25 protein-coding genes are annotated in these 24,976 nt (G+C 58.7%); 21 read left to right on the forward strand and 4 right to left on the reverse strand.

The features are described from left to right. Positions 1-146: 146 nt before the first annotated feature. The 3 genes from MOST_RS03210 to iorA are packed head-to-tail and all read right to left on the reverse strand — an operon-like array spanning position 147 to position 3,769. Positions 147-1,406, reverse strand: coding sequence for a phenylacetate--CoA ligase (locus tag MOST_RS03210; RefSeq protein ID WP_054937421.1), 1,260 nt, complete (start codon positions 1,404-1,406; stop codon positions 147-149). Positions 1,407-1,408: 2 nt separating this feature from the next. Next, on the reverse strand, positions 1,409-1,987 hold the full coding sequence (locus tag MOST_RS03215; RefSeq protein WP_054937420.1) for an indolepyruvate oxidoreductase subunit beta: 579 nt from the start codon (positions 1,985-1,987) through the stop codon (positions 1,409-1,411). Next, entirely contained in the window at positions 1,988-3,769 is a 1,782-nt protein-coding gene (iorA, locus tag MOST_RS03220; RefSeq protein WP_083476720.1) for an indolepyruvate ferredoxin oxidoreductase subunit alpha, read from the reverse strand. It lies immediately after the preceding gene. A 499-nt stretch (positions 3,770-4,268) separates the two neighbouring features. Between iorA and rsmD the strand changes: the two genes are divergently transcribed. Together rsmD and MOST_RS03230 are read left to right on the forward strand one after the other, a co-directional pair. After that, positions 4,269-4,847, forward strand: a complete 579-nt coding sequence (gene rsmD / locus MOST_RS03225; RefSeq protein WP_054937433.1) for a 16S rRNA (guanine(966)-N(2))-methyltransferase RsmD — start codon at positions 4,269-4,271, stop codon at positions 4,845-4,847. Then, positions 4,825-5,340: an SPFH domain-containing protein gene (locus tag MOST_RS03230; RefSeq protein ID WP_054937419.1), complete on the forward strand. Its 516-nt coding sequence runs from the start codon at positions 4,825-4,827 to the stop codon at positions 5,338-5,340. Before rsmD ends, MOST_RS03230 begins: the two co-directional genes overlap by 23 nt. Here MOST_RS03230 and spoVV read toward each other — a convergent pair. Next, a complete protein-coding gene (gene spoVV, locus MOST_RS03235; protein ID WP_083476719.1) occupies positions 5,325-6,557 on the reverse strand; it encodes a dipicolinic acid transporter SpoVV in 1,233 nt (410 codons plus the stop codon). The genes MOST_RS03230 and spoVV overlap by 16 nt on opposite strands. 169 nt (positions 6,558-6,726) lie before the next feature. On the opposite strand from spoVV, the gene MOST_RS03240 reads away from it, so the two are divergent. The 19 genes from MOST_RS03240 (at position 6,727) to MOST_RS03330 (ending at position 24,788) form a co-directional block, all read left to right on the forward strand. Continuing rightward, the gene (locus MOST_RS03240) at positions 6,727-7,923 is read left to right on the forward strand and encodes an acetate/propionate family kinase (protein ID WP_054937418.1); all 1,197 of its coding nucleotides are present in this window, start codon (positions 6,727-6,729) and stop codon (positions 7,921-7,923) included. 42 nt (positions 7,924-7,965) lie between these two features. After that, positions 7,966-8,502 (forward strand): YceD family protein, encoded by a 537-nt coding sequence (locus MOST_RS03245; protein ID WP_054937417.1) that lies wholly within the window; start codon positions 7,966-7,968, stop codon positions 8,500-8,502. Position 8,503: 1 nt separating this feature from the next. After that, entirely contained in the window at positions 8,504-8,689 is a 186-nt protein-coding gene (rpmF, locus tag MOST_RS03250) for a 50S ribosomal protein L32 (protein WP_054937416.1), read from the forward strand. Positions 8,690-8,813: 124 nt separating this feature from the next. After that, positions 8,814-9,395, forward strand: coding sequence for a transcription factor FapR (fapR, locus tag MOST_RS03255; protein ID WP_054937415.1), 582 nt, complete (start codon positions 8,814-8,816; stop codon positions 9,393-9,395). 55 nt (positions 9,396-9,450) lie between these two features. Beyond that, on the forward strand, positions 9,451-10,470 hold the full coding sequence (plsX, locus tag MOST_RS03260; RefSeq protein ID WP_054937414.1) for a phosphate acyltransferase PlsX: 1,020 nt from the start codon (positions 9,451-9,453) through the stop codon (positions 10,468-10,470). Then, positions 10,455-11,471 (forward strand): beta-ketoacyl-ACP synthase III, encoded by a 1,017-nt coding sequence (locus MOST_RS03265; protein WP_054937413.1) that lies wholly within the window; start codon positions 10,455-10,457, stop codon positions 11,469-11,471. The genes plsX and MOST_RS03265 overlap by 16 nt, the downstream gene beginning before the upstream one ends. A 5-nt stretch (positions 11,472-11,476) precedes the next feature. After that, on the forward strand, positions 11,477-12,418 hold the full coding sequence (gene fabK / locus MOST_RS03270) for an enoyl-[acyl-carrier-protein] reductase FabK (RefSeq protein WP_054937412.1): 942 nt from the start codon (positions 11,477-11,479) through the stop codon (positions 12,416-12,418). 359 nt (positions 12,419-12,777) lie between these two features. Continuing rightward, complete coding sequence (gene fabD / locus MOST_RS03275; RefSeq protein ID WP_054937411.1) at positions 12,778-13,716, forward strand: ACP S-malonyltransferase; 939 nt, start codon at positions 12,778-12,780, stop codon at positions 13,714-13,716. Position 13,717: 1 nt separating this feature from the next. Beyond that, a complete protein-coding gene (gene fabG, locus MOST_RS03280; protein WP_054937410.1) occupies positions 13,718-14,467 on the forward strand; it encodes a 3-oxoacyl-[acyl-carrier-protein] reductase in 750 nt (249 codons plus the stop codon). Between the two features lie 31 nt (positions 14,468-14,498). Then, the gene (gene acpP, locus MOST_RS03285) at positions 14,499-14,732 is read left to right on the forward strand and encodes an acyl carrier protein (protein ID WP_054937409.1); all 234 of its coding nucleotides are present in this window, start codon (positions 14,499-14,501) and stop codon (positions 14,730-14,732) included. 58 nt (positions 14,733-14,790) lie between these two features. Continuing rightward, positions 14,791-16,026 (forward strand): beta-ketoacyl-ACP synthase II, encoded by a 1,236-nt coding sequence (fabF, locus tag MOST_RS03290; protein ID WP_054937408.1) that lies wholly within the window; start codon positions 14,791-14,793, stop codon positions 16,024-16,026. 59 nt (positions 16,027-16,085) lie between these two features. Further along, positions 16,086-16,787 carry a ribonuclease III gene (rnc, locus tag MOST_RS03295; RefSeq protein ID WP_054937407.1) on the forward strand — a complete coding sequence of 234 codons (702 nt, stop codon included), beginning with the start codon at positions 16,086-16,088 and terminating at the stop codon, positions 16,785-16,787. A gap of 106 nt (positions 16,788-16,893) precedes the next feature. Beyond that, a complete protein-coding gene (locus MOST_RS03300; protein WP_054937431.1) occupies positions 16,894-17,154 on the forward strand; it encodes a stage V sporulation protein S in 261 nt (86 codons plus the stop codon). 56 nt (positions 17,155-17,210) lie between these two features. Next, positions 17,211-20,774 (forward strand): chromosome segregation protein SMC, encoded by a 3,564-nt coding sequence (smc, locus tag MOST_RS03305; RefSeq protein ID WP_054937406.1) that lies wholly within the window; start codon positions 17,211-17,213, stop codon positions 20,772-20,774. 87 nt (positions 20,775-20,861) lie between these two features. Further along, positions 20,862-21,374 (forward strand): RNA polymerase sigma factor SigX, encoded by a 513-nt coding sequence (locus tag MOST_RS03310; RefSeq protein WP_083476717.1) that lies wholly within the window; start codon positions 20,862-20,864, stop codon positions 21,372-21,374. After that, entirely contained in the window at positions 21,337-22,461 is a 1,125-nt protein-coding gene (locus MOST_RS03315; protein WP_106007025.1) for an anti-sigma factor family protein, read from the forward strand. The genes MOST_RS03310 and MOST_RS03315 overlap by 38 nt, the downstream gene beginning before the upstream one ends. Further along, positions 22,461-23,378, forward strand: a complete 918-nt coding sequence (locus tag MOST_RS03320) for an ABC transporter ATP-binding protein (RefSeq protein ID WP_054937403.1) — start codon at positions 22,461-22,463, stop codon at positions 23,376-23,378. Before MOST_RS03315 ends, MOST_RS03320 begins: the two co-directional genes overlap by 1 nt. Beyond that, positions 23,369-24,244: an ABC transporter permease gene (locus tag MOST_RS03325; protein WP_054937402.1), complete on the forward strand. Its 876-nt coding sequence runs from the start codon at positions 23,369-23,371 to the stop codon at positions 24,242-24,244. The genes MOST_RS03320 and MOST_RS03325 overlap by 10 nt, the downstream gene beginning before the upstream one ends. Continuing rightward, the gene (locus MOST_RS03330) at positions 24,237-24,788 is read left to right on the forward strand and encodes a TRAP transporter large permease subunit (RefSeq protein WP_083476716.1); all 552 of its coding nucleotides are present in this window, start codon (positions 24,237-24,239) and stop codon (positions 24,786-24,788) included. Before MOST_RS03325 ends, MOST_RS03330 begins: the two co-directional genes overlap by 8 nt. The last annotated feature ends 188 nt before the right edge of the window (positions 24,789-24,976 follow it).

Consider the following 24,976-nt stretch of genomic DNA (forward strand, 5'->3'; position numbering starts at 1 on the left):
CCATTTTTGACCTGGTCCTGCCACGGGTTTTAACGGGAGAACGGTTGCAGCGTAAAGATATAGCCGGGCTGGCAGCCGGTGGCCTCTGCCAGGGCTGCCCCGACTGCCGCTACCCGGCCTGTTCCTTCGGTAAAGTGTAGGGTGTTTCACTTCTCCCGGTAGTCGTAGACGCGCCGGGTTTTCTTTTCGCTGCGGGGCAAAGTCCCCAGGGGTACCGCCTCCACGTCGGCCAGGATGCCGATGCGGTTTTTAATCTGGCGCCGGCACTCGGCTGCAACGGCATCGCCCTCATGGCCGGGGAGGTACTCGATCTTTACCAGCAACCGGTCCTTGCCCTGCTCACGGGTCAAGATGAGCTGGTATTCGCTGCCGGCCCCTGGCGTGAGGTGCAGGACATGGTCGACCTGGCCAGGGTAAATATTGACGCCTTTAATTTTAACCATGTCATCGGTCCGCCCCAGAACGCGCTCGATCATTGGGAAGGGCGAGCCGCAGGAACAGGCTGCAACCTTCAAACAGGTAAGGTCGTGGGTGCGGTAGCGCAGTAAAGGCATGCCTTCCTTGGTCAGGGTGGTGATGACCAGTTCCCCGGTTTCGCCCGGCGGCAGCTGCCTGCCAGTTGCCGGGTCAATTATCTCCAGCAGCAGGTGATCTGTCCAGATGTGGATCCCTTCATGGGCCGGGCAGTCAAGGCCGATGCCAGGGCCGTAAATTTCCGTGAGCCCGTAAATATCAAAGGTTTCAATCCCCAGGAGCTCTTCGATGCGCTTGCGCATTTTTTCGCCCCAGCGTTCGGAACCCAGGAGGCCAACCCGTAGGGCCAGCCGGTCCCTCAGGCCCCGGCGCTCGATTTCTTCGCCCAGGAAAAGGGCATAGGAAGCGGTAGCCGCCAGGACGGTGGCCTGGAGGTCGACCAGCATTTCCAGCTGTTTTTCCGTATTGCCGGCACCGGTGGGAATGGCCATGGCGCCCAGGTACTCAACCCCGGCCTGGAAACCGATGCCTGCCGTCCAGAGGCCGTAGCCGGGGGTGATCTGTACCCGGTCGCGGTTGGTAACGCCGGCCAGGGCGAAACAGCGGGCCATCATTTCGGCCCAGGCAGCCACATCACCGGCCGTGTAGGGGATAATAATGGGCTTACCGGTGGTACCTGAGGAGGAATGAATGCGGACGACCTTTTCTTCCGGCACGGCCATCAGTTCCAGGGGCTTGCCGTTGCGCAGCTCCCATTTATCGGTCAGGGGGACCGCCGCCAGGTCGGCTACGGTCCTGATATCCCCCGGCCTGATACCGGCTGCCGTCAGCTTTTCCCGGTAATAGGGTGAGCTGTCAAAGAGGCGCTGCACCAGGGCTTGCAGGGCCGGAGCCTGCTGCCGGTAGAGTTTTTCGTAATCAAATTGCCCCATTTTTACACCTCCAGGGCTCGCCGGCCCAGTTCAAAGGCGCGGCGATTCATTTCATGGACACTGGCCGGCAGGAGTTTTAAAGCTTCGGCCAGGAGGACATCGGCAGGGAAGGGTAAACCGAAGTTCACCAGGGCACCCAGCATGACCAGGTTTAAAGTCCGGGGGTTACCGGCTTCCCTGGCCAGGGTCAGGGCATCCAGGCAACGGCAGCCGGGCAGGTTGTTTTGCAGGTAGGCCAGGATATCCTCCAGGGGATAGGGGCTACTCCCCAGGGCGGCCAAAACCGGTATTACCGCTGCCGTAGAGACCAGGGCCTTACCGCCGGGGCGTAAATACTTTAAGTTGCGGCAGGCCTCGGCCGGCTCCAGGGCCAGGAGGATGTCGGCGGCGCCATAGGGGATGAGGGGGCCGGCCTCCTGCACTCCCAGGCGGACATGGCTGACGACACTGCCCTCCCGCTGGGCCATACCAATGGTCTCGGCCGTACGTACCGGCAGGCCCGTTGTTACGGCGGCTGCTCCCAGGGCCCGGGAGGCAAGAATTATTCCCTGGCCGCCCACACCGGCAATGAGAATATCCATCTAGACCACCTCCTCCATGGCTGCCGCCGGGCAAATTTTAGCGCAGAGCCCGCAACCGGTACAGGTAGAATTAATCATTACTGAGCCGTCAGCCGGCACCAGGGCCGGGCAGCCCAGCTCTTCAATACAGGTACGGCAGCCGGTGCAGGCGTCTGCATTGACCCGGTAGCGGGTAGCAGGTTTGGTTATCTGAGGGCAGGGGTGACGGAGGATTACCAGGGCCGGGCCTGGAGCAGCCAGGGCCTGGCGAGCAACTGCCATGGTGGCCTCCAGGTCCAGGGGATCGGCGGTGAGGACTGTTTCTACACCGCAGGCCCGGGCTACCCGGTCGATATCAACGGCCCGCTGGCCTGTGCTGGTGGCCAGTCCCGGGTGTGACTGGTGCCCGGTCATGGCCGTGGTCTCATTATCGAGAACGACGACTACCAGGGGTGTCTGCTGGTGGACGGCATTGACCAGGGGCGGCAGGCCGGCGTGGAAAAAGGTTGAGTCCCCGATAAAGGCTACCAGCCGGGTGCCGGGCTGGACCCTGGCCAGGCCCTGGGCCAGGCCTAAACTTGCTCCCATGCACAGGCAGGTATCCATGGCTGCCAGGGGTGGCGCTGCCCCCAGGGTATAGCAGCCGATGTCACCGGTAAAGATCACTTCCTGATCCCGGGCCGCCTGTTTAAAGGCATAGAAGGAGCCCCGGTGGGGGCAACCGGCGCAGAAAAGGGGTGGCCGGGCCGGTAAAGGCGGCAGCGCCGGGAGGCCGGGTGCCGGGTTTTCCTGCTCCAGCTTTAAGAAGCGGGCCAGGGCCGCGGCTACCCTGTCGACGTTAAATTCGCCTTCCCGGGGCAGGTAGCCATCATGTTTGCCAGACAGTTCTACCGGGAGGCGGTTGCGCCAGGCCAGGCGGATGACCTGGTCTTCGACAACCGGCTCCTGCTCCTCGACGATAAGAACCCTTTCCATCCGGCTTAAGAAGTCTTTTACCGGTTCTTCCGGCAGGGGGTAGGGGGTACCGATTTTAAGCAGGGATAATTTTTTGCCCAGGCGTTCCAGGGCTTCGGTGACGTAAAAGTAAGAAAGGCCGCTAGTAATGACCCCCACAGGGCCTGCCAGGCGGGCTGCATTAAAGGGGCTGGCCGCAAACTCGGCCCGCGCCCGTTCCTGCTGTTTATTCAACCAGACATGCTGGCGGGCCGCCAGGGAGGGCATGATGACCCAGCGGGGGTCTTTAACAAACCCCGGTACCGGCGGCCGCGGCGGGATGGTACCCACCTCCACTTCCTGGCAGGCGTGGCTGACGCGGGTAGTGGGGCGGACGATAACAGGGAGGTTTAAAGTTTCCGAAAGCTCGAAGGCATATTTTGTCATTTCATAAGCTTCCCGAGGACAGGAAGGATCCAGGACTGGCAATTTGGCAAAGCGGGCAAAAAGGCGTGTGTCCTGCTCCGTCTGGGAACTGTGGGGGCCGGGGTCGTCGGCTACCACCAGGACCAGGCCGCCCTTGACGCCGATGTAGGCCAGGCTCATAACGGCATCGGCAGCGACATTTAAGCCCATCTGCTTCATGCTCACCAGGGCCCGGGCACCGGCATAGGCAGCCCCGGCGGCGATTTCCACGGCCACCTTTTCATTAACCGACCACTCGGTGTACACACCTGCTTCTGGTCCAAATTGCATCAGGGCCGTCATTATTTCGGAAGCCGGGGTACCGGGGTAAGAGGTAGCTACCCGGATGCCGGCCTCTATGGCTCCCCGGGCGATGGCTTCATTACCCATCAGCAATACTGGCACGGTTTTCTCTCTCCCCTTGATACTTAAAGGCACAAAAAAACGGGCCGCAGCCCGGTTATAGCTTGCCTGCTATCCTCGGCTCTGCTAATACTGATCAGGCTGAACTAGGCTCACAATATAAAAAATCGCTTGTAAGAAAGTATAGCATATCCCCTGGCAGCGGTCCAGCAAAAATTTCAGCCTGGTGCCTTATTCGGACAAACCGGAGATAGCGGGCAGAAGGGTAAAAAAATGCCGTTCCGAGAGGAACGGCCAGAGTTTAGCCGCCGGCGGGTAACCGGCGGCTTGGGAGAGGAGAAACCGGAGGAAGAGCTCATGGGGGAGGGTTAATAAAATAACCCTAAGCTCTTCATGGTAAATCTGGAAATCAGATTTACCGGTTACTATTATGGACGCCAATGGGGAAGCTTATACATATCCGAAAAAAATTTTTTCAAAGTAACCCGCAAGTGGAAGGTAAAGTGGCATTTCATGCTATAATAGCTTAGTGAGGGATTTTATGTTAAGAATAATTGCCGGCCAGGCCCGTGGCCGCCATTTACGTACCCCGAAGGGCCGGGCTACCCGCCCCACCAGTGACCGGGTGCGGGAGGCCTTATTTAACATCCTGGGAGCGCGGGTCATTGACAGCCTGTTCCTGGATCTTTTTGCCGGTTCAGGAGCCGTGGGGTTGGAAGCTTTGAGCCGCGGGGCCAGGGAGGCCGTTTTTGTGGAAAATAATCGCCAGGCCCTGGCGTGTCTGGCCGCCAATTTGGTCGCAACTGGCTTTAAAGATAAGGCGCAAATTATCGCCGCCGATGCCCGCCAGGCCCTGGCTCATTTAGCCGGGCGCGGCCTGGGCTTTGACCTGGTTTTTAGCGATCCACCTTACTACCAGGGGTGGGGCGATGTTATCTTGCCGGCAGTTGTTCCTTTGTTATCACCGGGTGGCCTGGTTGTCCTGGAAACAGCAACTTCTGAAGCAGCGCCAGAAATAGCCGATATGGTATTGATGGCCAGGAGGGTTTATGGTGATACAGCTTTAAATTTCTATCAAAGGGCAGGAGGGCTTGCTGATGGAGTTCATGACCCTGATTGAGGAAATGGAAAAAATAATCGAGAAGAGTCCCCATATTCCCCTGACAGGCAGGGTTTTCCTTGACGGTGACCTGTTCCTTGATTACCTGGACCGGTTGCGGACGGCGTTGCCCGAGGAAGTGCGCCAGGCCCAGTGGATACGCCAGGAGAAGGAGCGTTTGCTGGAAGAAGCCCGCCTGAAGGCCCAGAGCCTCCTGGCCGAAGCGGAGAAGCGGGCAGAAATGATGGCCCAGGAAAACGAACTGGTCCGTAAAGCCAGGGCCCAGGCCAGCGAAATTATGGCCCGTGCCCAGCGCCTGGCGGAAGAAATGAAGGCCGGAGCTTTAAGTTATGCTGACGGCCTGCTGGGCCAGCTGGAGGCGAGCCTCAACCAGGCCCTGACCCAGGTGCGCCAGGGCCGCCAGGAACTCCAGGCCTATCCGGCCGGAGGAAGTGCGGGCAGGGAAGTGGCGGCAACAACGCCAGACAAGACAGAGGCTCAGGACCGCCGGTAAAGGAAGTAGCGGGCGCTCAGCGCTAGCCCGGCCAGGAGAAAAAGGACGGTCATCAGGGTGAGGGCAAACCCTGTATAATATAACCACAACGTAAACCAGGGAGCCCTGGGGACCAGGGTTATTTCCGGGGCCAGTAAGAGCAGGACGGGCCGGGCCGGCCCCTGGCAGAGCCGGACCAGCGCGGCAGCCAGGAAGCCGTGGAGGAGGCGGGCAACGATAAATGGACCCAGGCGTAAATCAGTATGGCTGACCATAGCCGCCACCTGGCCGAGTATAGAGAGCCCGGCCCAGCCCATAATGAGACTAATGGCCACCAGGCGCTCTGTTAGAGGGACGGCCGCTTCGCTGGCAAATTTAGCGCCCATGGTCATTTCAAAGAGGCCGGCGGCCAGGGCCGGGGATGTATCCCGGCTTAAACCGAAGGGGCTGCCGGCATAAAGAAGGATTCTAGCCAGGGGTTCCTGCAGGCCCAGGATGGTTGCCACCTGGATGATGACGCTAAATAAGATAATAAAGCCGCCAATGGTAATCAGGGTCTGGAAGGAACGGCTGACGGCATCTCCCAGGAGCTGTCCTAGGGGGCGGCCGTCCCTCTGCTGGGCCTGGAGCATGGCCTGCCAGGCCCGCCGGGGTAAAGCCAGGAGGGTGTAGCTTGCCGACGGGGAGGCCGGTTGCCGGCGACCGTAAAAGCGAAACAGGATACCCAGGCAGAAGTTGGCCCCGTAGTGGGCGCCGGCCAGGACTGGCCCCAGGGCCGGGTTGTGGAGCATGCCTACAGCCACGGCCCCCAGCATAAAAAGGGGGCTGGCATTGTTGGTAAAGCAAATTAGCCGTTCCCCCTCAACCCTGGTGACCAGGCCCTGCTGGCGCAACTGGGCTGTAAGCATGGCACTGATGGGGGAACCGGAAGTGTACCCCATGGCCATGACGAAGGCGCCGCTACCGGGGACATTAAAGAGAGGCCGCATAACCGGTTCCAGGAGTACCCCGAGGAAATGGACAATACCCAGACCCATAAAAAGCTGGGATATAATAAAGAAAGGGAGAAGAGCCGGAACGACAATTTCCCACCAGGCCTTAAGGCCGCGCAGGGCCGCCTGGAAAACCGGCTGGGGAAATAAGATAATGGCCAGGGTCAGGACCATGACGGCAACGACGGTTAGGAGGGGTCCCAGGCCCCGGGTAATGATAAGTACCTGGTGGCGCACGGGGTTCACCTCGAAGGGACATCCTGTTATGCAATATACGCGGCGCCCGGTAATTTAGAAGTAAACTTGTTGGCAAGAATTGAAACCATTGTGCGAACTTTAACAAGGGGATTGACTTTTGCCAGCTTAAAAGTACCATTGTAGGTAGTGGGTAATATTTGCAGGAGGTACTTAATTCATGAAGATTTTAGTTTTAAACTGTGGTAGTTCCTCAGTTAAATACCAGCTTTTTGATATGGCCGGTGAGAGGGTCCTGGCCCGGGGGCTGGTGGAAAGGATTGGTATTCCCGGTTCAGTCCTGACCCACCGCCCGGCCGGCAAAGATAAACTGGTGCGCGAAGCAGAAATTACCGATCATAAGGCGGCTGTCCGCCTCTGCCTGGAAGCTTTGACCGATGAGCAACATGGTGTTATTAAAGATTATAGTGAGATTGGCGCCGTAGGTCACCGGATTGTCCATGGCGGTGACTTTTGTGATTCGGTATTGATTACCCAGGAGACCAAAGCGATAATCAGCGATCTGGTAAAACTGGCTCCTTTACATAATGGCCCGGGGCTGCGGGGTATTGAAGCCTGTGAAGCAATTTTGCCGGCAACGCCCCAGGTTGCCGTCTTTGATACAGCCTTTCATCAAAGCATGCCCCCTCATGCTTATACTTACAGTCTTCCTTATGAACTCTGCCGGCGCCATCACATCCGGCGCTATGGATTTCATGGTACCTCCCATAAATACGTGGCTTTACGGGCAGCCAACCTCGTCGATAAGCCTCTGGCAGAATTAAAAGTAATTACCTGTCACCTAGGCAACGGCTCCAGCATTACCGCCGTTAAAAACGGTAGATCCTGGGATACCAGCATGGGCTTTACCCCCCTGGCCGGCTTAACCATGGGTACCCGCTGTGGTGATATTGACCCGGCTATTGTAACCTTCCTCATGGAAAAGGAAGGTTACACCCCGGCTGATATGGACCGCCTCATGAACCGCCAGTCCGGGGTCTTAGGGGTTTCCGGGGTGAGCAGCGATTTCCGGGATATTGAAGCCGCCATGGCCGAGGGCAATGAACGTGCCCGCCTGGCCTGGGATATCTTTGTCCATACCGCCAAAAAATACATTGGCTCCTATGTGGCTATTTTAAATGGCCTTGATGTCCTGGTATTTACGGCCGGCTTGGGGGAGAATTCCCCTGAGGCCCGGGAAGCCATCTGCCGGGATATGGATTACCTGGGGATCAAGATTGATCCCGGGGAAAACCGGGTCCGGGGCCAGGAAAAGGAAATTACGGCTCCCGGGGCCAGGGTACGCACCTTTGTCATTCCTACCAACGAAGAATTAATGATCGCCCGTGATACCATGGCCATTGTCCAGGCCGGTTGACACCCGGCTGGCCTTTCCGGTATAATCTACACGGTGAATGTGGTGAAAATTGGCGTTAGCGATTTAAAGGCCAGGCCGGGCGGCGAACTCGAATTTAAGGCCCAGGAAAAGTGGTCCTACTTAACCACGGCTACCGGTAGGATCCCTATCGTAGCACCGGTACGTGTTTCCTGTAAAGTAACCAATACCGGGAGGATACTGCTCGTTAAAGGGCAGGTAGCCACCACCCTGGAATTAACCTGTGATCGCTGCCTGGAAAAGTTCAGGTATTCCGTAGTGGCGTCTCTGGAAGAGGAATATGCCGGGGCGGCCGTAGGTCAAGCCGCTGTAGGGGAAAATGAGGAACCCGGTGAAGTGCGGCCCCTGGAAGGAGATTTTATCAACTTAAAGCCAGCGGTAGAAGAAGCCCTGATTCTGGCCCTGCCCATGAAATGGCTCTGCCGGGAAAGCTGCCGGGGGCTGTGTGCTAGTTGCGGCCAGAATTTAAATGAGGGGCAATGCCAGTGCGATACTCGGCCAGTTGACCCGCGCCTGGCTGCATTGGAAGAATTGCTACGCAAAAGGGAAGGAGAGAACTAGCTTGGGAGTACCGAAAAGAAGAGTTTCCAAGGCCCGGAAAAATAAACGCCGTTCCATCTGGAGCCAGATGGCACCCCCCTCCCTGGTGGAATGTCCCCAGTGCCACCAGTTAAAGCTCAACCACCGGGTCTGCCCCAAGTGCGGTTACTACAAGGGGCGGGAAGTAATCAAAGTAGCAGAGTCATAAATATGCTTTAATGGCAGCCGGCAATTATTGCCGGTTATTTTTTACTTGCATAAATCTACCATGACCATTATACTATAACTATGGCCTGGTAATATTATTTGGTACCAGGTATGAGGTGAGATTTTTGGTAGGCCGGAAAGGCAACAAGGAAGAGCGCCAGGAGGCCCTGCGCCGCTACCTGCGCAACAACCCCTTTGCCACCGATGAAGAGCTGGCGGAAAAATTTAAAGTCAGCGTACCAACCATACGCCTGGACCGCCTGGCTCTGGGGATCCCTGAGGTGCGGGAGCGCATCATGGCCATGGCCCGGGAAGCCAGGTCGCGGATGCGGGGGGTAACGGCGGAAGAACTGATGGGCGAACTGGTTGAGCTGCAGCCAGGAGTGATGGGCATTTCCATCCTGGAGGTCACTCCCCAGATGCTGGTCCAGCCGGCCGGCGTTGCCCGTGGCCATTATCTTTTTGCCCAGGCCCATTCCCTGGCCCTGGCAACTGTTGGCGCCGAGGTCGTCCTAACCAGCAGCGCCCGGGTGCGCTACCGGCGGCCTGTTTATGCCGGCGAGCGGGTTATTGCCAGGGCCATGGTCAAGGTTAACAAGGATTCTACCTGCCTGGTATCAGTTCATTCCCAGGTTAACGGGGAGATCGTCTTTAAAGGCCAGTTTATAATCATAACACCGGACAATATAAAAGGGAGCCAGCAGTAGGCTCCGATAACTGCTACCTCTCACCTCTTACTTCTATTTACGGAGGCGGGACTGATTGCAAATAGCTGTTGATGCCATGGGGGGCGATCACGCTCCCGGGGAAATTGTCCGGGGAGCGGTGGCCGCCGCCAGGGAAAAGATAGCCGGTATTATCCTGGTAGGAGATAAAAGGCGGCTGGAACCAGAACTTAAGCCCTTACATCCCCCTGCCAGTTTAGAAATTGTCCATACCGAACAGGTTGTGGAGATGGATGAACAGCCGGCCCTGGCGTTGAGGCGCAAGCGGGAAGCGTCAATAATCGTTGCCACCCGCCTGGTCAAGGAAGGGCGGGCGGCAGCCGTTGTTTCAGCTGGTAGTACCGGGGCCCAGATGGCAGCAGCTCTCCTGATTTTAGGCCGCAGCGGCAAAATCCAGCGACCAGCCATTGCCACCATTATCCCTACCCTTAAAGGGCCAAAGCTTTTACTCGATGCCGGGGCCAATGTCGATTGCCGGCCCGAACACCTCTATGAATTTGCTTTAATGGGCAATCTTTATGCCGCCAGGGTAATGGGTATCCGTGAGCCCCGGGTGGGATTGCTCAATATCGGTACCGAGGCCTGCAAGGGAAATGAACAGACCCTGGGGGCCTATAACCTGTTAAAGGGATCGCCCTTAAACTTTACTGGCAATATCGAAGGCCGGGATATTTTAGCCGGCGATACGGATGTCATCGTCTGTGACGGGTTTGTGGGTAACGTCCTGTTGAAATTTGGTGAGGGTATGGCCCAGGCCCTCTTTACCATGATCGGGCGGGAAATTAAAAACAGCTTCCGGGCCAGGCTCGGTGCCGCTCTGGTGTTACCCACTTTACGGGGCTTGAAGAAACAGGTGGATTATACCGAATACGGCGGCGCCCCCCTCCTGGGTGTCCAGGGCATCAGCATCATCTGCCACGGCAGTTCTAACGCCCGGGCCATAAAAAATGCCATCAAGGTGGCCGCCCGCTGTGTCGAGCAGGGACTGGTAACAGGTTTGGGGCAGTTGCCGGGAGTCAACGGTGAAGGGGAGGTAGTTAAATGCCAGCCCCATTAAAGCCGGTCGGGATTGTCGGGACGGGGTCCTGCCTGCCGGAACGCGTCCTGACCAATGCTGAGCTGGAGCAAATGGTAGATACCAGCGATGAATGGATTCGCACCCGGACCGGTATCCGGGAACGCCGGATAGCAAGTCACGATACGGCTGCCTCTGACCTGGCCGTCCCGGCAGCAGTAAAGGCCTTGAAAATGGCCGGGCTCCCGGCAGAGGCCGTGGATTTAATCATCGTGGCTACCGTAACCCCGGATACCCTTTTCCCGGCTACGGCCTGCCTGGTCCAGGAGCGCCTGGGAGCCAGGGGCGCCGCCGCCTTTGACCTTTCAGCCGGCTGCAGTGGTTTTATCTACGCCCTGGCAGTCGCCAGCCAGTTTATAGCTACCGGGGTTTACCAGACGGCCCTGGTGATCGGTGTCGAGATCCTGAGTAAGATTATCAACTGGCGGGACCGTAATACCTGCGTCCTCTTTGGGGACGGGGCCGGAGCCGTCGTTCTCCAGGCCGTGCTGCCAGGGGAAGGGCTCCTGGGCCTGCACCTAGGGGCCGACGGCAGCGGTGGTAACCTCCTCAGTATTCCGGCCGGGGGATCGCGCCTACCGGCAAGTCCCAGTACCGTCCAGAGCCAGCTGCATACTATCCATATGAACGGCGCGGAGGTTTTTAAATTTGCCGTGCGGGTCATGGGAGAAGCTTCTCTGAAGGCCCTGAAGCAGGCGGGTTTAAAGAAAGAAGACGTGGACTTTTTAATCCCCCACCAGGCCAACATCCGCATTATCGAAGCGGCTACCAAACGCCTGGGCCTGGTACCGGAAAAGGTTTACGTTAATCTCGACCGCTATGGTAATATGTCCAGCGCTTCCATCCCGGTGGCCCTGGATGAAGCTTACCGGGAAGGCAGGTTACGGTATGGCGATAAAATTGTCCTGGTGGCCTTTGGCGCCGGGCTGACCTGGGGGGCCGCCGTCTTAAGCTGGAGCCTGGCAACCCCGGAAAGGAGTTGAGTTTTATGCTGCGGACACCCCTTTGCGATCTCCTGGGGATTACCTATCCCATTATCCAGGGTGGCATGGCCTGGGTGGCTACCGGCGAACTGGCGGCAGCCGTATCTAAAGCCGGGGGGTTAGGGATTATCGGTGCCGGCAATGCGCCGCCGGAAACAGTGCGCCAGGAGATTCACAAGGTCCGGGAACGGACAGACAACCCCTTTGGTGTTAATATTTACTATATGTCGCCCTATGTGGAAGAGCTGATTGATCTGGTCTGCGCCGAAAAAGTGCCTGTGGTTACTACCGGCGCCGGCAATCCCGGCAAACACCTGCCCAAATTAAAGGCCGCCGGCGTCAAGGTAATCCCGGTAGTAGCTTCAGTGGCCCTGGCTAAAAGGCTGGAACGGCTGGGGGTTGATGCCCTGGTAGCCGAAGGCATGGAGTGCGGCGGCCATATTGGTGAAATCGCCACCATGCCCCTGGTGCCTCAAATTGTTGACGCCGTACATATTCCCGTGATTGCCGCGGGGGGGATTGCCGACGGTCGCGGCCTGGCAGCGGTTCTGGCCCTGGGTGCTGCCGGCGTGCAGATGGGGACACGCTTTATCTGTGCCGAGGAGTGTACCGTCCATCCCAATTATAAAGAGGCTATCTTAAAGGCCGGGGACAGGGACGCCGTCGTTACCGGTATGCCGGGGCACTATGTCCGGGTGCTGAAAAATAAATTAACCCGGCAGTTTGAAGAGCTGGCCGCCCGGGGTGCTTCCTGGGAAGAGATGGATCGGCTGGGTACCGGCAAGCTCCGGGCCGCAGTAGTGGAAGGAGATGTGGAGTACGGTTCCCTCATGGCCGGCCAGAGCGCGGCCCTGGTGCGAGAAATCAAGCCGGCGGCTGCGATTATCGAAGAAATAATGGCTGAAGCAGAAGCGATCATCTCCCGCCTTGGCAAGCTGGTGAGGTAAAAATATCTGTGGAACAGCCCATGGCGACGAGACATTACTAGCGAGGGCATGAAAATGCGTGGCTGGCATTTGTCGGAAGCGAGCGAGCTTCTACCGAGTGGCGAAGCGGCCCAGGCGAAGTCGAGGAGCGAGGGCGGGGCCGAGGACAGGATGTCCGAGGCCGGCCTCTGAGGTAAGGATGCCGAATAGGCCGCCCAGCACTCACAGTAACCAAGTTACAGCAACCAATTCTTCGGTTTATGCAGGCGCACTGCCTTTGGAGGTACCTGAGTTTAGTGAGTGCTGGGCGCTCCACAAGGGCCAGGGAGCGAGCGCGATAATGCCAGCCTGCGATAGAGTTACTTTTGGAGGAATTCCTTATGTCAGGCATAGTCTTTGTCTTCCCCGGCCAGGGGTCCCAGTATGTAGGTATGGGCCAGGAGCTGGCCGGCCGGTATCCTGAGGCAGCTGCCGTCTTTCAAGAAGCTGAAGCCGCTCTGGGGTGGCCGGTGGATAAGCTCTGCTTTACAGGGCCGGCGGAAGAACTCACCCGGACGGAAAACACCCAGCCGGCAGTGCTGACGGTAAGCATTGCCTGCTTCCGCGTCCTGGCGGCCCACGGGGTCAGGCCCGGGGCAGTAGCCGGCCACAGCCTGGGGGAGTACAGCGCCCTGGTGGCTACCGGCAGCCTTACCTTTAGCGAGGCAGTCAAACTGGTGGCCAAACGCGCGCAGCTCATGGCCACGGCTGTACCGGCAGGCCAGGGCGGCATGGTGGCCGTGCTGGGCCTGGAGGCAGAAAAAGTAGCCGCCCTCTGCCGGCAGGTAAAGGAAGGTATAGCTGAGGCGGCGAACTTCAACGCCCCGGGCCAGGTGGTCGTTGCCGGTGACCGGGAGGGGCTGGCGGCCCTATCTTCCCTGGCTAAAGCAGCAGGAGCTAAAAGGGTAGTGCCCCTCCAGGTGAGCGGTCCCTTCCATTCCAGCCTGATGGCGCCGGCGGCACGGGAACTGGCCCGGGTTTTAGAAGAGGTTCCCGTGGCCGATCCCCAGGTGCCACTGGTAACCAATGTCACGGCTGGCTATGTCTACACGGCGGCGCAGGTCAGGGAGAATCTGATTAAGCAGGTAGCCAGCCCGGTGCGCTGGGAAGAGAGCATCCGCCGCCTGCTGGCCGACGGTTACCGCACATTCATCGAAGTAGGACCGGGCGATGTTTTAAGCGGGCTCATCAGGCGCATTGACCGCCAGGCAACCATCAGCCAGGCAGAAAATATCCAGACGCTGGGAAAAACCCTTGCTTTACTTCAGGAGGCTAAATAAAATGGAATTGCAAGGCCAGGTAGCAGTTGTCACCGGGGCTTCCCGGGGGATAGGCCGGGCCACGGCCCTGGAACTCGCCCGGGCCGGTGCCAGGGTAGTGGTCAATTATGCCCGCCAGGCGGAGGCGGCGGCGGAGGTAGTGGCCGCCATCCAGGATGGCGGTGGCCAGGCCGTAGCCGTTGCTGCCGATGTGGGCGATTATGAGGCGGCCAGGAATTTAATCCAGGCAGCCCTGGATCATTTCGGCCGGCTGGATATCCTGGTCAACAATGCCGGTATAGCCCGGGATAACCTGGCGGCTCGCTTGAAACCGGAAGACTGGGCTGCCGTTCTCCAGACCAACCTGACCGGCGTTTTCAATTGCTGCCAGGCCGCCTTAAAGCCCATGCTCCGCCAGCACCAGGGACGGATAATCAACCTGACCTCTGTGGTTGGCCTGCGCGGTAATGCTGGCCAGGTAAATTATGCCGCAGCCAAGGCCGGGGTCATAGGTTTTACCAAAGCCCTGGCTAAAGAGGTGGCCTCGCGTGGCATCCTGGTTAATGCCGTCGCCCCGGGTTTTATCACTACGGAAATGACGGCGGCTTTAAATGAGGTGGCCCGGGAAGAATTTTACCGCCATATCCCCCTGGGACGCCCCGGCAAGCCGGAGGAAGTAGCCGAAGTTATTCTTTTCCTGGCTTCGCCAGCGGCCAGGTATATTACCGGCCAGGTGCTAACTGTTGATGGGGGCCTGACCCTGGCCCTGTAAGCCGGTTTAACAAGGGAAGGAGGTGAGGTCAGTGGAGGTTTTCGAAAAGATCAGGGCAATTGTAGCCGAACAACTCGGGGTCGAGGAAGACGAAATTACCATGGAAACTTCCTTTGAAGATCTAAATGCCGATTCCCTGGATATCGTGGAACTTATCATGGCCCTGGAAGAGGAATTTGACCTGGAAATTCCCGACGAGGATGCAGAAAAGCTGACGACAGTAGGGGCCGCGGTGGCCTATATTAAAGAACATACCGGCAAATAAAACAAGAAAGGGAAGTCCCGTGCTTTAACGGGACTTCCCCTTAGAATGGGGGATAGCTTTGCAAAAGCGTGTCGTTATCACCGGCCTGGGAGCCATCTCCCCCGTGGGTACCGGTAAAGATAAATTCTGGCAGGCCTTAGTTGCGGGGCAGTCGGGCATTAGCCCCATTACCCGCTTTGATGCCGGGGAAATGGCCGTCCGTTTTGCCGGTGAGGTAAAGGACTTTGACCCGGAAGCCTTCTTTGATCGCAAAGAAGCCCGGCGCATGGATCGTTTTACCCAGTATGCGGTAGCCGCAGCCCGCATGGCGGTAGAAGACGCAAAGCTCGATCTGGAAAAGGAGGACCGGGACCGGGTAGGGGTTATTTTTGCTACGGGTATTGGCGGCATGGAAACCTTTGAAGAACAAACCCGGGTTCTCCTGGAAAAAGGTCCCAACCGGGTCAGCCCCTTTTTTGTCCCCATGATGATTGCCAATATGGCCGCCGGGCAAATCTCTATTAATTTAGGCGCCCGCGGGGTAAACTTTACGGTAGTCAATGCCTGCGCCTCGGGTGCCAACGCCATCGGCGAGGCCTTCCGCACCCTGCAGCGGGGCGACGCCGATGTAATTATCACCGGTGGCAGCGAGGCCAGTGTAACCCCCCTGACGGTGGCCGGCTTTGCGGCCATGAAGGCGCTCTCTACCCGCAATGAAGAGCCGGCAAAGGCCAGCCGCCCCTTTGACCGGGGCCGGGACGGCTTCGTCCTGGGCGAGGGGGCGGGGGTAATGGTCCTGGAAACCTTGGAACATGCTGCGGCGCGGGACGCCCGCATTTACGCGGAGGTGGCCGGCTATGGCTGCACGGCCGACGCCTATCACATTACGGCCCCGGCCCCCGATGGAGCGGCGGCCAGCCGGGCCATGGCCCTGGCCCTCCAGGATGCAGGTCTAAAGCCGGAGGATATTGATTACATCAATGCCCACGGTACTTCTACCGAGCTCAACGACCGCCAGGAGACCCTGGCCATTAAAAAAGTCTTTGGCGATCATGCCTACCGGCTGACCGTCAGTTCGACCAAGTCCATGACCGGCCATCTCCTGGGAGCTGCCGGGGCCATTGAGCTGGTGGCAACGGCCCTGGCCGTGCACACCGGTGTCCTCCCGCCGACCATTAATTACGAAGAACCCGATCCCGATTGCGACCTGGACTATGTGCCCAATGTGGCCCGGGAGCGCCAGGTCAGGGCGGCCATTTCCAATTCCTTTGGCTTCGGTGGTCATAACGTCGCCGTCGTGCTGCGCAAACTTTAGCAATGGTGGCCCCCATAGTGTCTGGGCGATGGTTTTTGTGAATAAGGCAGGGTAAAAAATTGGATAACAAGAGACGGGAGCTGCTGCAACAGTTTTTACGCCGTTTTCACCTGGATATTGACAACCTGGAAGGTCTAAATACGGCCCTGACCCATCCTACCTACGCCTATGAACACCAGTTGCCCCACGACAACCAGCGGCTGGAGTTCCTGGGTGATGCTGTCCTGGGGCTGGTGATTGCTACCTATCTTTACCGGGAATTTCCCCACCTGCCGGAGGGGGATATGACCCGCATGCGGGCGGCCATGGTCTGTGAGGCGAGCCTTGCTAAAGTCGCCCGGCAGATCAACCTAGGGGAATTGCTTCTCCTGGGGCAGGGAGAAGAAATTAGCGGGGGTCGCCAGCGGCCCTCCAACCTGGCCGATGCCCTGGAGGCAGTAATTGGCAGCTTCTACCTGGCCGGGGGGTTAAAAACAGCTCAGGATTTTATCTTGCAAATCTTTACCCCTGCCCTGGAGATACTTAAGGATACCGGTGTTATTGACAGCAAGTCGGCCCTGCAGGAATTTATCCAGCAAAGGGGACCGGACAATGTGACCTATAAAATCCTGGAGGAATGGGGGCCGGACCACGCCAAGCAATATAAGGCCGGCGTATTTTACCGGAACCGCCTCCTGGCTACCGGCGAAGGGCACAGCAAGAAAGAGGCCGAACAGGAAGCCGCCCGGGCCGCCCTGGCATTAATAAAAATCCAAGGTTAATTTGCAATTTAATTTTTTCAGTCCATTCTTTCAGGAAGGAATTGGTGGCTCTCATGTCGAATAACATATGGGTTTAAAGGGCGGTAAAGATAGGGAGGAGGAAGCAATGGAGGTCCTAAAGGTTTCGGCCCAGTCCAATCCCAAAGCCGTAGCTGGAGCACTGGCAGCCGTCTTCCGTCAATACGGTAAGGCCGAAGTCCAGGCCGTGGGGGCAGGAGCAGTTAACCAGGCCGTCAAGGCCATTGCCATTGCCCGGGGTTTTATTGCCCCCAATGGCATCGACCTGGTAATGATTCCTGCTTTTGCGGAAATTAACATCAATGGTGAAGAAAGAACCGCAATTAAATTTATTGTCGAACCCCGCTAAGGGTAACGGCAAACTGCTCTCCGAGCAGTTTTCTTTATTTATTTTTGGAGGCAAAAATGTATCTAAAGGGTGTTGAGATCCAGGGTTTCAAGACCTTTGTCGACCGGGTGAGACTGGAGTTTGGCCCCGGGGTGACGGCCATTGTCGGCCCCAACGGCAGCGGCAAGAGCAACATTGCCGATGCCATCCTCTGGGTCCTGGGCGAACAGAGCGCCAGGACTTTACGCGGGGCGCGCATGGACGACGTGATCTTTGCCGGCAGTGAGAAACGGCGGCCGGTGGGTATGGCGGAAGTAACTTTACACCTCGATAACAGCGACGGCAGCCTGCCCCTGGAGTTTGAGGAAATAGCCGTGACGCGGCGTTTTTTTCGCTCCGGCGAGGGCGAGTATTATATCAACAAGGTTCCCTGCCGGTTGCGGGATATCCAGGAGCTGTTCTTAGATACCGGTTCCGGCCGGGGGAGCCTGGCCATTGTCGGCCAGGGACGCCTGGAAGAGATCCTCTCCGCCCGGCCGGAGGAGCGGCGGGCAGTGCTCGAGGAGGCGGCTGGCATTGCCCGCTACCGGTGGCGCAAAAAAGAAGCGGAGCAGCGCCTGGAAGGTGTCGAGCAAGATTTATTACGCTTACATGATTTAATCGGCGAGCTAAAGGAACAGCTGGGACCGGCGGCTGCAGAAGCAGCCCGGGCCCGGCGTTACCGGAAATTAAGCCGGCTTTTAAATCTCGTGGAACTGCTCCTCAAGGCCGGGGAAATGGAAGAAACCAGGCGCCGCCACCGGCGCAGCCAGGAACGTTTACAGGCCCTGGCGGCCGCCATGGAGGAACTGAAGGCTTTAGAACAGCAGCTCCAGGCAAAAGCCAAGGAACTGCAGGAAGAGCAGCAGAGGTACCAGGCCGAGAGGCAACGTTACCAGGCGGAACTCCAAAGTTTAAGGGAACAGCTGGTCAGAACCCGGGGGGAAATAAACCTGGTCAGGGAAAAGCTGGCTGAGCTGGCCCGGCAGCAGGAGGAAGACTCTACCCGGCAGCGGCACCTGGAAGAGGAAAAAGCCAGTTTAGCAGCCGCTCTGGCTGCGCTGGCCCGGGAAAGGGAGGAGAACATTCAGGAGCAGGCCCGGCTGGAGCAGGAGATAATAAAAGGCCGGGAGGAGCAGGAAAAACTCCAGACGGGAGCCCGGGAGCTGGCCGCAGAGATTGAAAAAGTAAGGAGCAACCTCTTTCAAGTAGCCCATGAACGGGCCGGCTGTCATAATGAACTGGTGCGCCTGGAGGAAAAACAGACAGCTGTAGAGCGGCTTTTAGAGCAAAAACGGCGCCAGCTCCAGGAATGGCAAAAGGAAAGGGAGCATTTACTGGACCACCTGCAGGCCGGTCAGGAACAACTGCAGCAGCTGGAAGAGGAATTAAAAAGACTGGAAGGGAAAAAGGCCGGCCTGGAAATGGAGGTGCAGCTAAAGGAGGCTGAGCTGGCCGCCCGCGAAAAGGAACTGGCCAGCTGGAAGGAACGTCAACGTGCCCTGGCCGTACAGTTAAAGGTTTTACGTCAATCCCAGGCCGACTATGAAGGTTTCGCCGAAGGCGTGAAGTTTATCCTGCAGGCCAGGAGCAGGGGTGAAGCTGCCTGTGCCGGTGTCCTGGGAGTAGTGGTGGAAAAGCTGGCGGTACCGGCCGAACTCACCCGGGCCGTGGAGGTGGCCCTGGGCGGGGCGGCCCAACAAATCCTGGTAAGGACGGCGGCCGAGGCGGAAGCAGTTATCCAGTTCCTTAAAGCCCGGGGCCGGGGACGGGCCACTATCTTACCCCTGGCCTGGCTGGAGCCGCGCCGTTGGCCGGCCTGGGCCAATTGGGTCTTAAAGGAGCCCGGCGTCCTGGGGATAGCGGCCGGCCTGGTCCAATGCGAGGCTGAAGTACGGCCGGCGGTGGAGTATCTCCTGGGGCAGATCCTGATTGTAGCCGACATCCGCCGCGCCCTGGCGTTGGGGGAGCGCCTGCGACCACCTGTGCGCCTGGTCACCCTGGAAGGGGAAGTAATCCAGCCCCGGGGACCGGTGACGGGCGGGGTGGCCAGGCAGCAAGGCGGTTATCTCCAGCGGCGCCTGGCTATCCAGCAGGGTGAGGCCGAACTGGCTAACGTGGTAGCCAGGATAAAAAAGGGCCAGGAGCAGCAGGAACAGCTGCAAAAGATGCTGGCAGGGAGCCGGCAGGAGTACCACCAGGTAACGGAAGGGATTCTTACCTGCCGGGGCCAGATTCACAATTTACTGCAACGCCTGAGCGAGCGTAAAGAAGACCTGGCCCGCCTGGAAGAAAAGATTGCCGTCCTTGAGGAAGAACTGGTCCAGAGCACTAGCGGTTCCCTGGACCTGGGCAAAGAGCGGGCGGAAAAGCAAGAACTCCTGGCCCGGCTGGAAGCCCTGGAAGGTGAGCTAAACCGCCAGTTGAGCGGCCTCCAGGAGCGAGTAGCGGCAGGCCAGCAGCATCTCGCTGTCTGCCGGCAGGAACTAGCAGTCAATGAAGCCCGCCTCCAGGCCCTGGTCAACGCCCGGGAACAGTTAAATCTCCGGGAAAGGGAGCTGGCCCGGCAGCAGGAAAACTGGCAGCGGCAACAGGAAGAACTGGCTGCCAGGAGGGCGGCGGCAGTTGCCATGGAAAATGAGCTTAAAGCTAACCTGGAAAAGCTGGCCGGGGAAGAGGACTGGCTCCAGGGGGCCTGCCAGCAGGCCATGGCAGGCTTGACGCGCCTGGAAGACGAAACCTCTACCTGGGTTGATAAGCAGGAAGAACTGGCCCGGGAACAGGATAGAGTACAGGCGCAAAAAGATAAACTGCTTGCCCGCCGGCAGCAGGAAGAGATCAATTTAGCCCGTCTGGAAACGGCTCTGGCCGCCGGTCTCGCCGAACTGGAGGAACGCTTTGGTCCGCGGTGGGAGGTGGAATTACAAAAACAGCGCCCGCACCTGCAGCGGAGGGCAGCATTGGTACGGGAACGCGTGAAGGAAAAACTTTTAAGCTTAGGGGAAGTCAACCCCGGGGCCATGGCGGCTTACGGACGCTTAAAGGCCCGCGTTGATGAACTGGAGCAGCAGAAGCAGGACCTGGAGGGAGGCCGGGCGGCCTTGCACCAGGTAATTAACGAGATGGAACGATTAATGGCCCGGCAGCTCAAAGCTACCCTGGCCGCGGTCCAGGAACACTTTGCCGCCATCTTCCAGGAACTTTTCGATGGCGGTGAGGCCCGCCTGGAGCTGACCGGCAGCGAGGATATCCTGGCCGCCGGCCTGGAGATCGTTGCCCGGCCGCCGGGTAAGAAACCCCAGCACCTGGCCCTCCTCTCGGGCGGGGAAAAGGCCCTGACGGCGGTAGCCTTTATCTTCGCCCTGTTAAAGGTCAAACCCAGCGCCTTTTGTATCTTTGATGAGGTGGATACGGCCCTGGATGAAGCCAATGTGGAGCGCTTTGCCCGGCTGTTGCGCCAGTTTGCCGCCCGGACCCAGTTTATCGTCATCTCCCACCGCCAGGGCACCATGGCAGCTGCCGACGTCCTTTACGGTGTGACCATGATGGAACAGGGCGTCTCCCGCCTGGTCTCGGTTCGATTGGAACAATTGCCGGCCTGATGTCACAAAACCTCCCCCGGCGGTGTTATAGTTATAGCAGGGGTTGCAAGGGAGGAATGGGTCATCAAACCCGCTGAATTCGAGGCCCTGTTTCAGAGCTACTATCCCTTGGTGTACCGGCGGCTCTATTATCTCCTGGGAGAGCGGGCGGCGGCCGAGGATCTGACCCAGGAGGTCTTCCTCAAGCTGTACCACCAGCCGCCCCGGGATAATAGCAACCTGGGTGGCTGGCTCTTACGGGTGGCCGCCAACCTGGCCTATAACTACTTGCGCGGCGAAGAGCGGCGCCGCCGCCGCGAGGAAGGCCAGTTCCGGGAGGAAACCGGCGTTATCCCCCTGGAGGAAGCGGTCATGCGCAGCCAGGAGGCCCGGCTGGTCCATCAATGTCTGGCCAAGCTGCCGCCCCGGGACCGTATCTGCCTGCTGTTAAAGAATGCGGGCCACAGCTACGCCGAGATTGCCGCGGTCGTCAAGGTGGATAAGAATTCAGTGGGTACCATCCTGGCCCGGGCGCGGCGGCACTTTGCCGACCTGTATAAGGAACTGGAAGGGAGGGACGACCATGTGCCCGGAAGAGGGTCTTCTTCAGGCCTATCTTGATGGTGAACTGGATGCGGAGATGACCGGCAGGGTGGCCGGCCACCTGGCGGCGTGTGCCGCCTGCCGGCAGCGCCTGCAGGCTTTAGAGGAGTTAGCTGGGAGCGTAACTGCGGCCCTCCAGGCCTACGAGCAGGAAACGGAGGCCGCCGGTCGTCCCCTGCGGGCGCCTGGTCCCGGTTCCATGGCTTCTCGCTACCAGCCCCTGACTAAGAGAAGGGGGATCGGCAACATGATCCGGCAGCATAAATGGTTTTCCGGCGTAGCCGCGGCCGTCCTGGCCCTGGTTATTTTCCTAAGCTGGGCGCCGGGCCGCAGCCTGGCCGCGCAGTTCCTGAACGTCTTCCGCATGGAAAAGATCCAGGTGGTCAAGATCACCCCCGAGGACATGGCCCAGCTGGATAAACTCTTTAACGGCCAGGGGGGCGAGGTGGACATCAGGAACTTCGGCCGGGTGGAAGTCCAAAAGCCAGATAAGGCAGAGGTAAAGGTGAAGCAGGTGAAGCCGGACCAGGTGGCAGCCCTTAGCGGTTTGCAACTGGACCTGCCCGCCACCCTGGTCGGGCGGGAAAGGGCGGCCATATACATTGAGCAGGCCCCGACCATCACCTTCACCCCCGATGTAGAGAAGCTCAACAGCTATCTCCAGAAGCACGGCGGCGTCCTGCTGCCGGCCAACCTGGCGGGCAAGTCCTTTACTCTAAGCATCCCGCCCCTGGTCATAGCAGACTATGGCCAGCCGGGCAAAGGTTTTACCCTCTACGCCGCCCGCGACCTGACCATTGACGCTCCCCAGGGCGTCGACCTGGTAGCCCTGCGCCAGGCCCTGCTGAACCTGCCTTTCTTACCCGAAAGCTTGCGCCGGCAACTGGCCGCCATCAACGACTGGCAGCGTACGCTGCCTATCCTCGAGACTAGGGACATGCCGGCACGGGAGATCACGGTCAACGGCAACCAGGGGGTCTACTTCGGTGATGGTGCAACCAACAGCAGCAATGTTATCCTGGCCTGGCGCCAGGATAACAGCTGGCGGGCCATCAGCGGCCTGCCCCTGGAAGAAGCCCTGCGGGTAGCTACGGAGGTCAAGTAATGGCTATTATTGAAGCCCGGAACCTGACCAAAGTCTACGGCCGGCAAACGGCCTGCCGGGAGATCTGCCTTTCCGTAGAGGAGGGGCAGGTCTTTGGGCTTTTAGGCCCCAATGGCGCCGGCAAGAGCACCCTGGTAAAGATGCTGGTGGGCCTGGTCTACCCCACGGCTGGGGAGGCCCGGGTAGCCGGCTACCCGCCCCAGGACATAAAAGGCCGGCGCCAGGTGGGCTTTTTACCGGAGAACTTCCGCCTCCATGGGTGGCTGCAGGGGGAAGAGCTGCTAATCTTTCATGCCCGCCTGGCAGGACTTAAAGGAGAAGAAGCCCGGCGTCGGGCCCGCGAAGTCCTGGAACTGGTCGGCTTGAGCGGGGAAGGCCGGAAACTGGTGGCCAGCTACAGCAAAGGCATGCAGCAGCGCCTGGGCCTGGCGGCTGCCCTGGTGGGCGACCCGCGGGTGGTCTTCCTGGATGAACCCACCTCGGCCCTGGACCCCCTGGGCCGCCGCCAGGTAAGGGAGATCCTCCTGGACCTGAAGGAGGCCGGCAAGACCGTCTTCTTAAACAGTCACCTCTTGAGCGAGGTGGAGCAGGTCTGCGACTGGGTGGCCATCATCAACCGGGGTGTGGTGGTCGCCAGTGGCCGGCTGGCGGACCTCCAGGCCGGCCCGGCGACGGTCGCCATCAGGTTGGATGGCCTGACGGGAGAACTGGCGGCGGAACTACGCCGGCGTTACCCGGACATGCAACTGGAAAGTGACCGGCTGACCCTGGCCCTGGGTGACCGGGAGGAGATCGCCGATCTGGTGGCCCGGCTGGCGGCCGGGGGCTGCCGCATCTATGAAGTGGTACCCGGCCATAATTCCCTGGAGGACGTCTTCGTCCACCTGGTGCGGGTGGGGGAGCAGGTATGTGGCTGATGGCCACCTTTACCTTCCGGGAAGCCTGGCGCAAGAAGGTCGTCCTGGTGGCCGGCGTCCTGACCCTGGCCTTCCTGGTCCTTTACGGCACCGGCCTGCACTTTATTGCCAGGGACATGGTGAATACGGCCAATCCCGCCGCGACCGCCACGAGTTACTTTGCGATGATGCAGTCTATCCTGCTCTTTGTCATGGGCCTGTACCTGGCCAGCTTCCTGGTGGCCGGCCTGGCCATCCTGGCCGCTGTGGGCAGCGTCGCCGGGGAAATCGAGAACGGTACCCTTTACACCTTGGCGGTACGGCCTCTGTCCCGCAGCGACCTGCTCCTGGGTAAATTCCTTGGTCAGGCGGCCATGCTGGTTATCTACGCCGCCCTCTTTTTCCTGGCCCTCGCCGGTCTGGTGTACTGGCAAACGGGCCTGGTCATACCCGGGTTGGTGCCGGCCCTGGGCCTCTTTATCCTGGAGCCCCTGGTCCTCCTGGCTGTCACCATGCTGGGAACCACCAGGCTCACCACCTTGGGCAACGGCGTCCTGGCCTTCGCCCTTTACGCCATAGCAGTAGTAGGGGGCATGATGGAACAGATCGGCGCCCTGATGGAGAGTACCGCTGCCGTTTATACCGGCGTGGTCACGAGCCTCATCCTGCCGGCGGACGCCATCTACCGGCGGCTGGTGGCGGCGGTAGTGGACCGGATGCCCGTAGGTAACGGCCAGGACGTTCCCTACTTTATCAATCCCCAGTCGATGCTGGGTCCTTTCGGCAGTCAATCTACCCCCAGCGACTGGATGCTAGTTTACACCCTGGTATATATAGTCATCTTGCTCTCGGTGGCAGTTTGCATCTTTAACCGGCGGGATGTTTAAACCAACGGCAGCGCTAAACCCGTTTCGCCTTTTAGACTACAGCAGCGTTAAATTTAACAAAAGGCCTCGCCTATGTAAATTGGCTCCTCGCTACATTCCGTGTTACGTGCAATCTGCGGCCAGCACAGCTCAGGTAATGATACTTTTAGCCGGAGCTTCGGTATTAAGCTGGATATTAACTATCGGCCATGTTCCTCAGCAACTTACGAATCTAATTACCGCTAACAATTTGAGCGCCTGGCAGTTTCTCCTAGCCATAAATATTATCTTGCTTATTGCCGGTATGTTTATCGATGGATCTTCCGCCATTATCATCCTGGCGCCTCTGGTTTATTCAATAGCTGTAAAACTTGGAATAAATCCTGTCCATTTGGGTGTAATTATGGTTGCTAATGCTGCGATTGGCATGTTTACTCCACCTTTTGGCCTTAACCTCTTTGTTGCCAGTTCCACGGCAAAGTTATCCCTCAATCGAATCTTTTCTGGGGTGGGGCCCTTTATAATCATAAGTATTCCGTTTTGCCTTGGTGAACTGCCGCATTAATAAGGTTGAAATAGCGAGCAGCCATTTTATGCAGGCGATAATTTTCGAATAGCCGGAGACGTCCAGGTTTTCCCGGGCTGAAGTTATAACTACCTGTTTAACGAGATCCAGACCAGGCGAGAAGTGCCCCTGGAAGAAGCGGTCCTGGTGGCGCGAGACGTTCTGAAGTACAAGGAGCATCCGGGCGT

The organism is Neomoorella stamsii, from assembly GCF_002995805.1.
Lineage (GTDB): Bacteria > Bacillota > DSM-521 > Neomoorellales > Neomoorellaceae > Neomoorella > Neomoorella stamsii.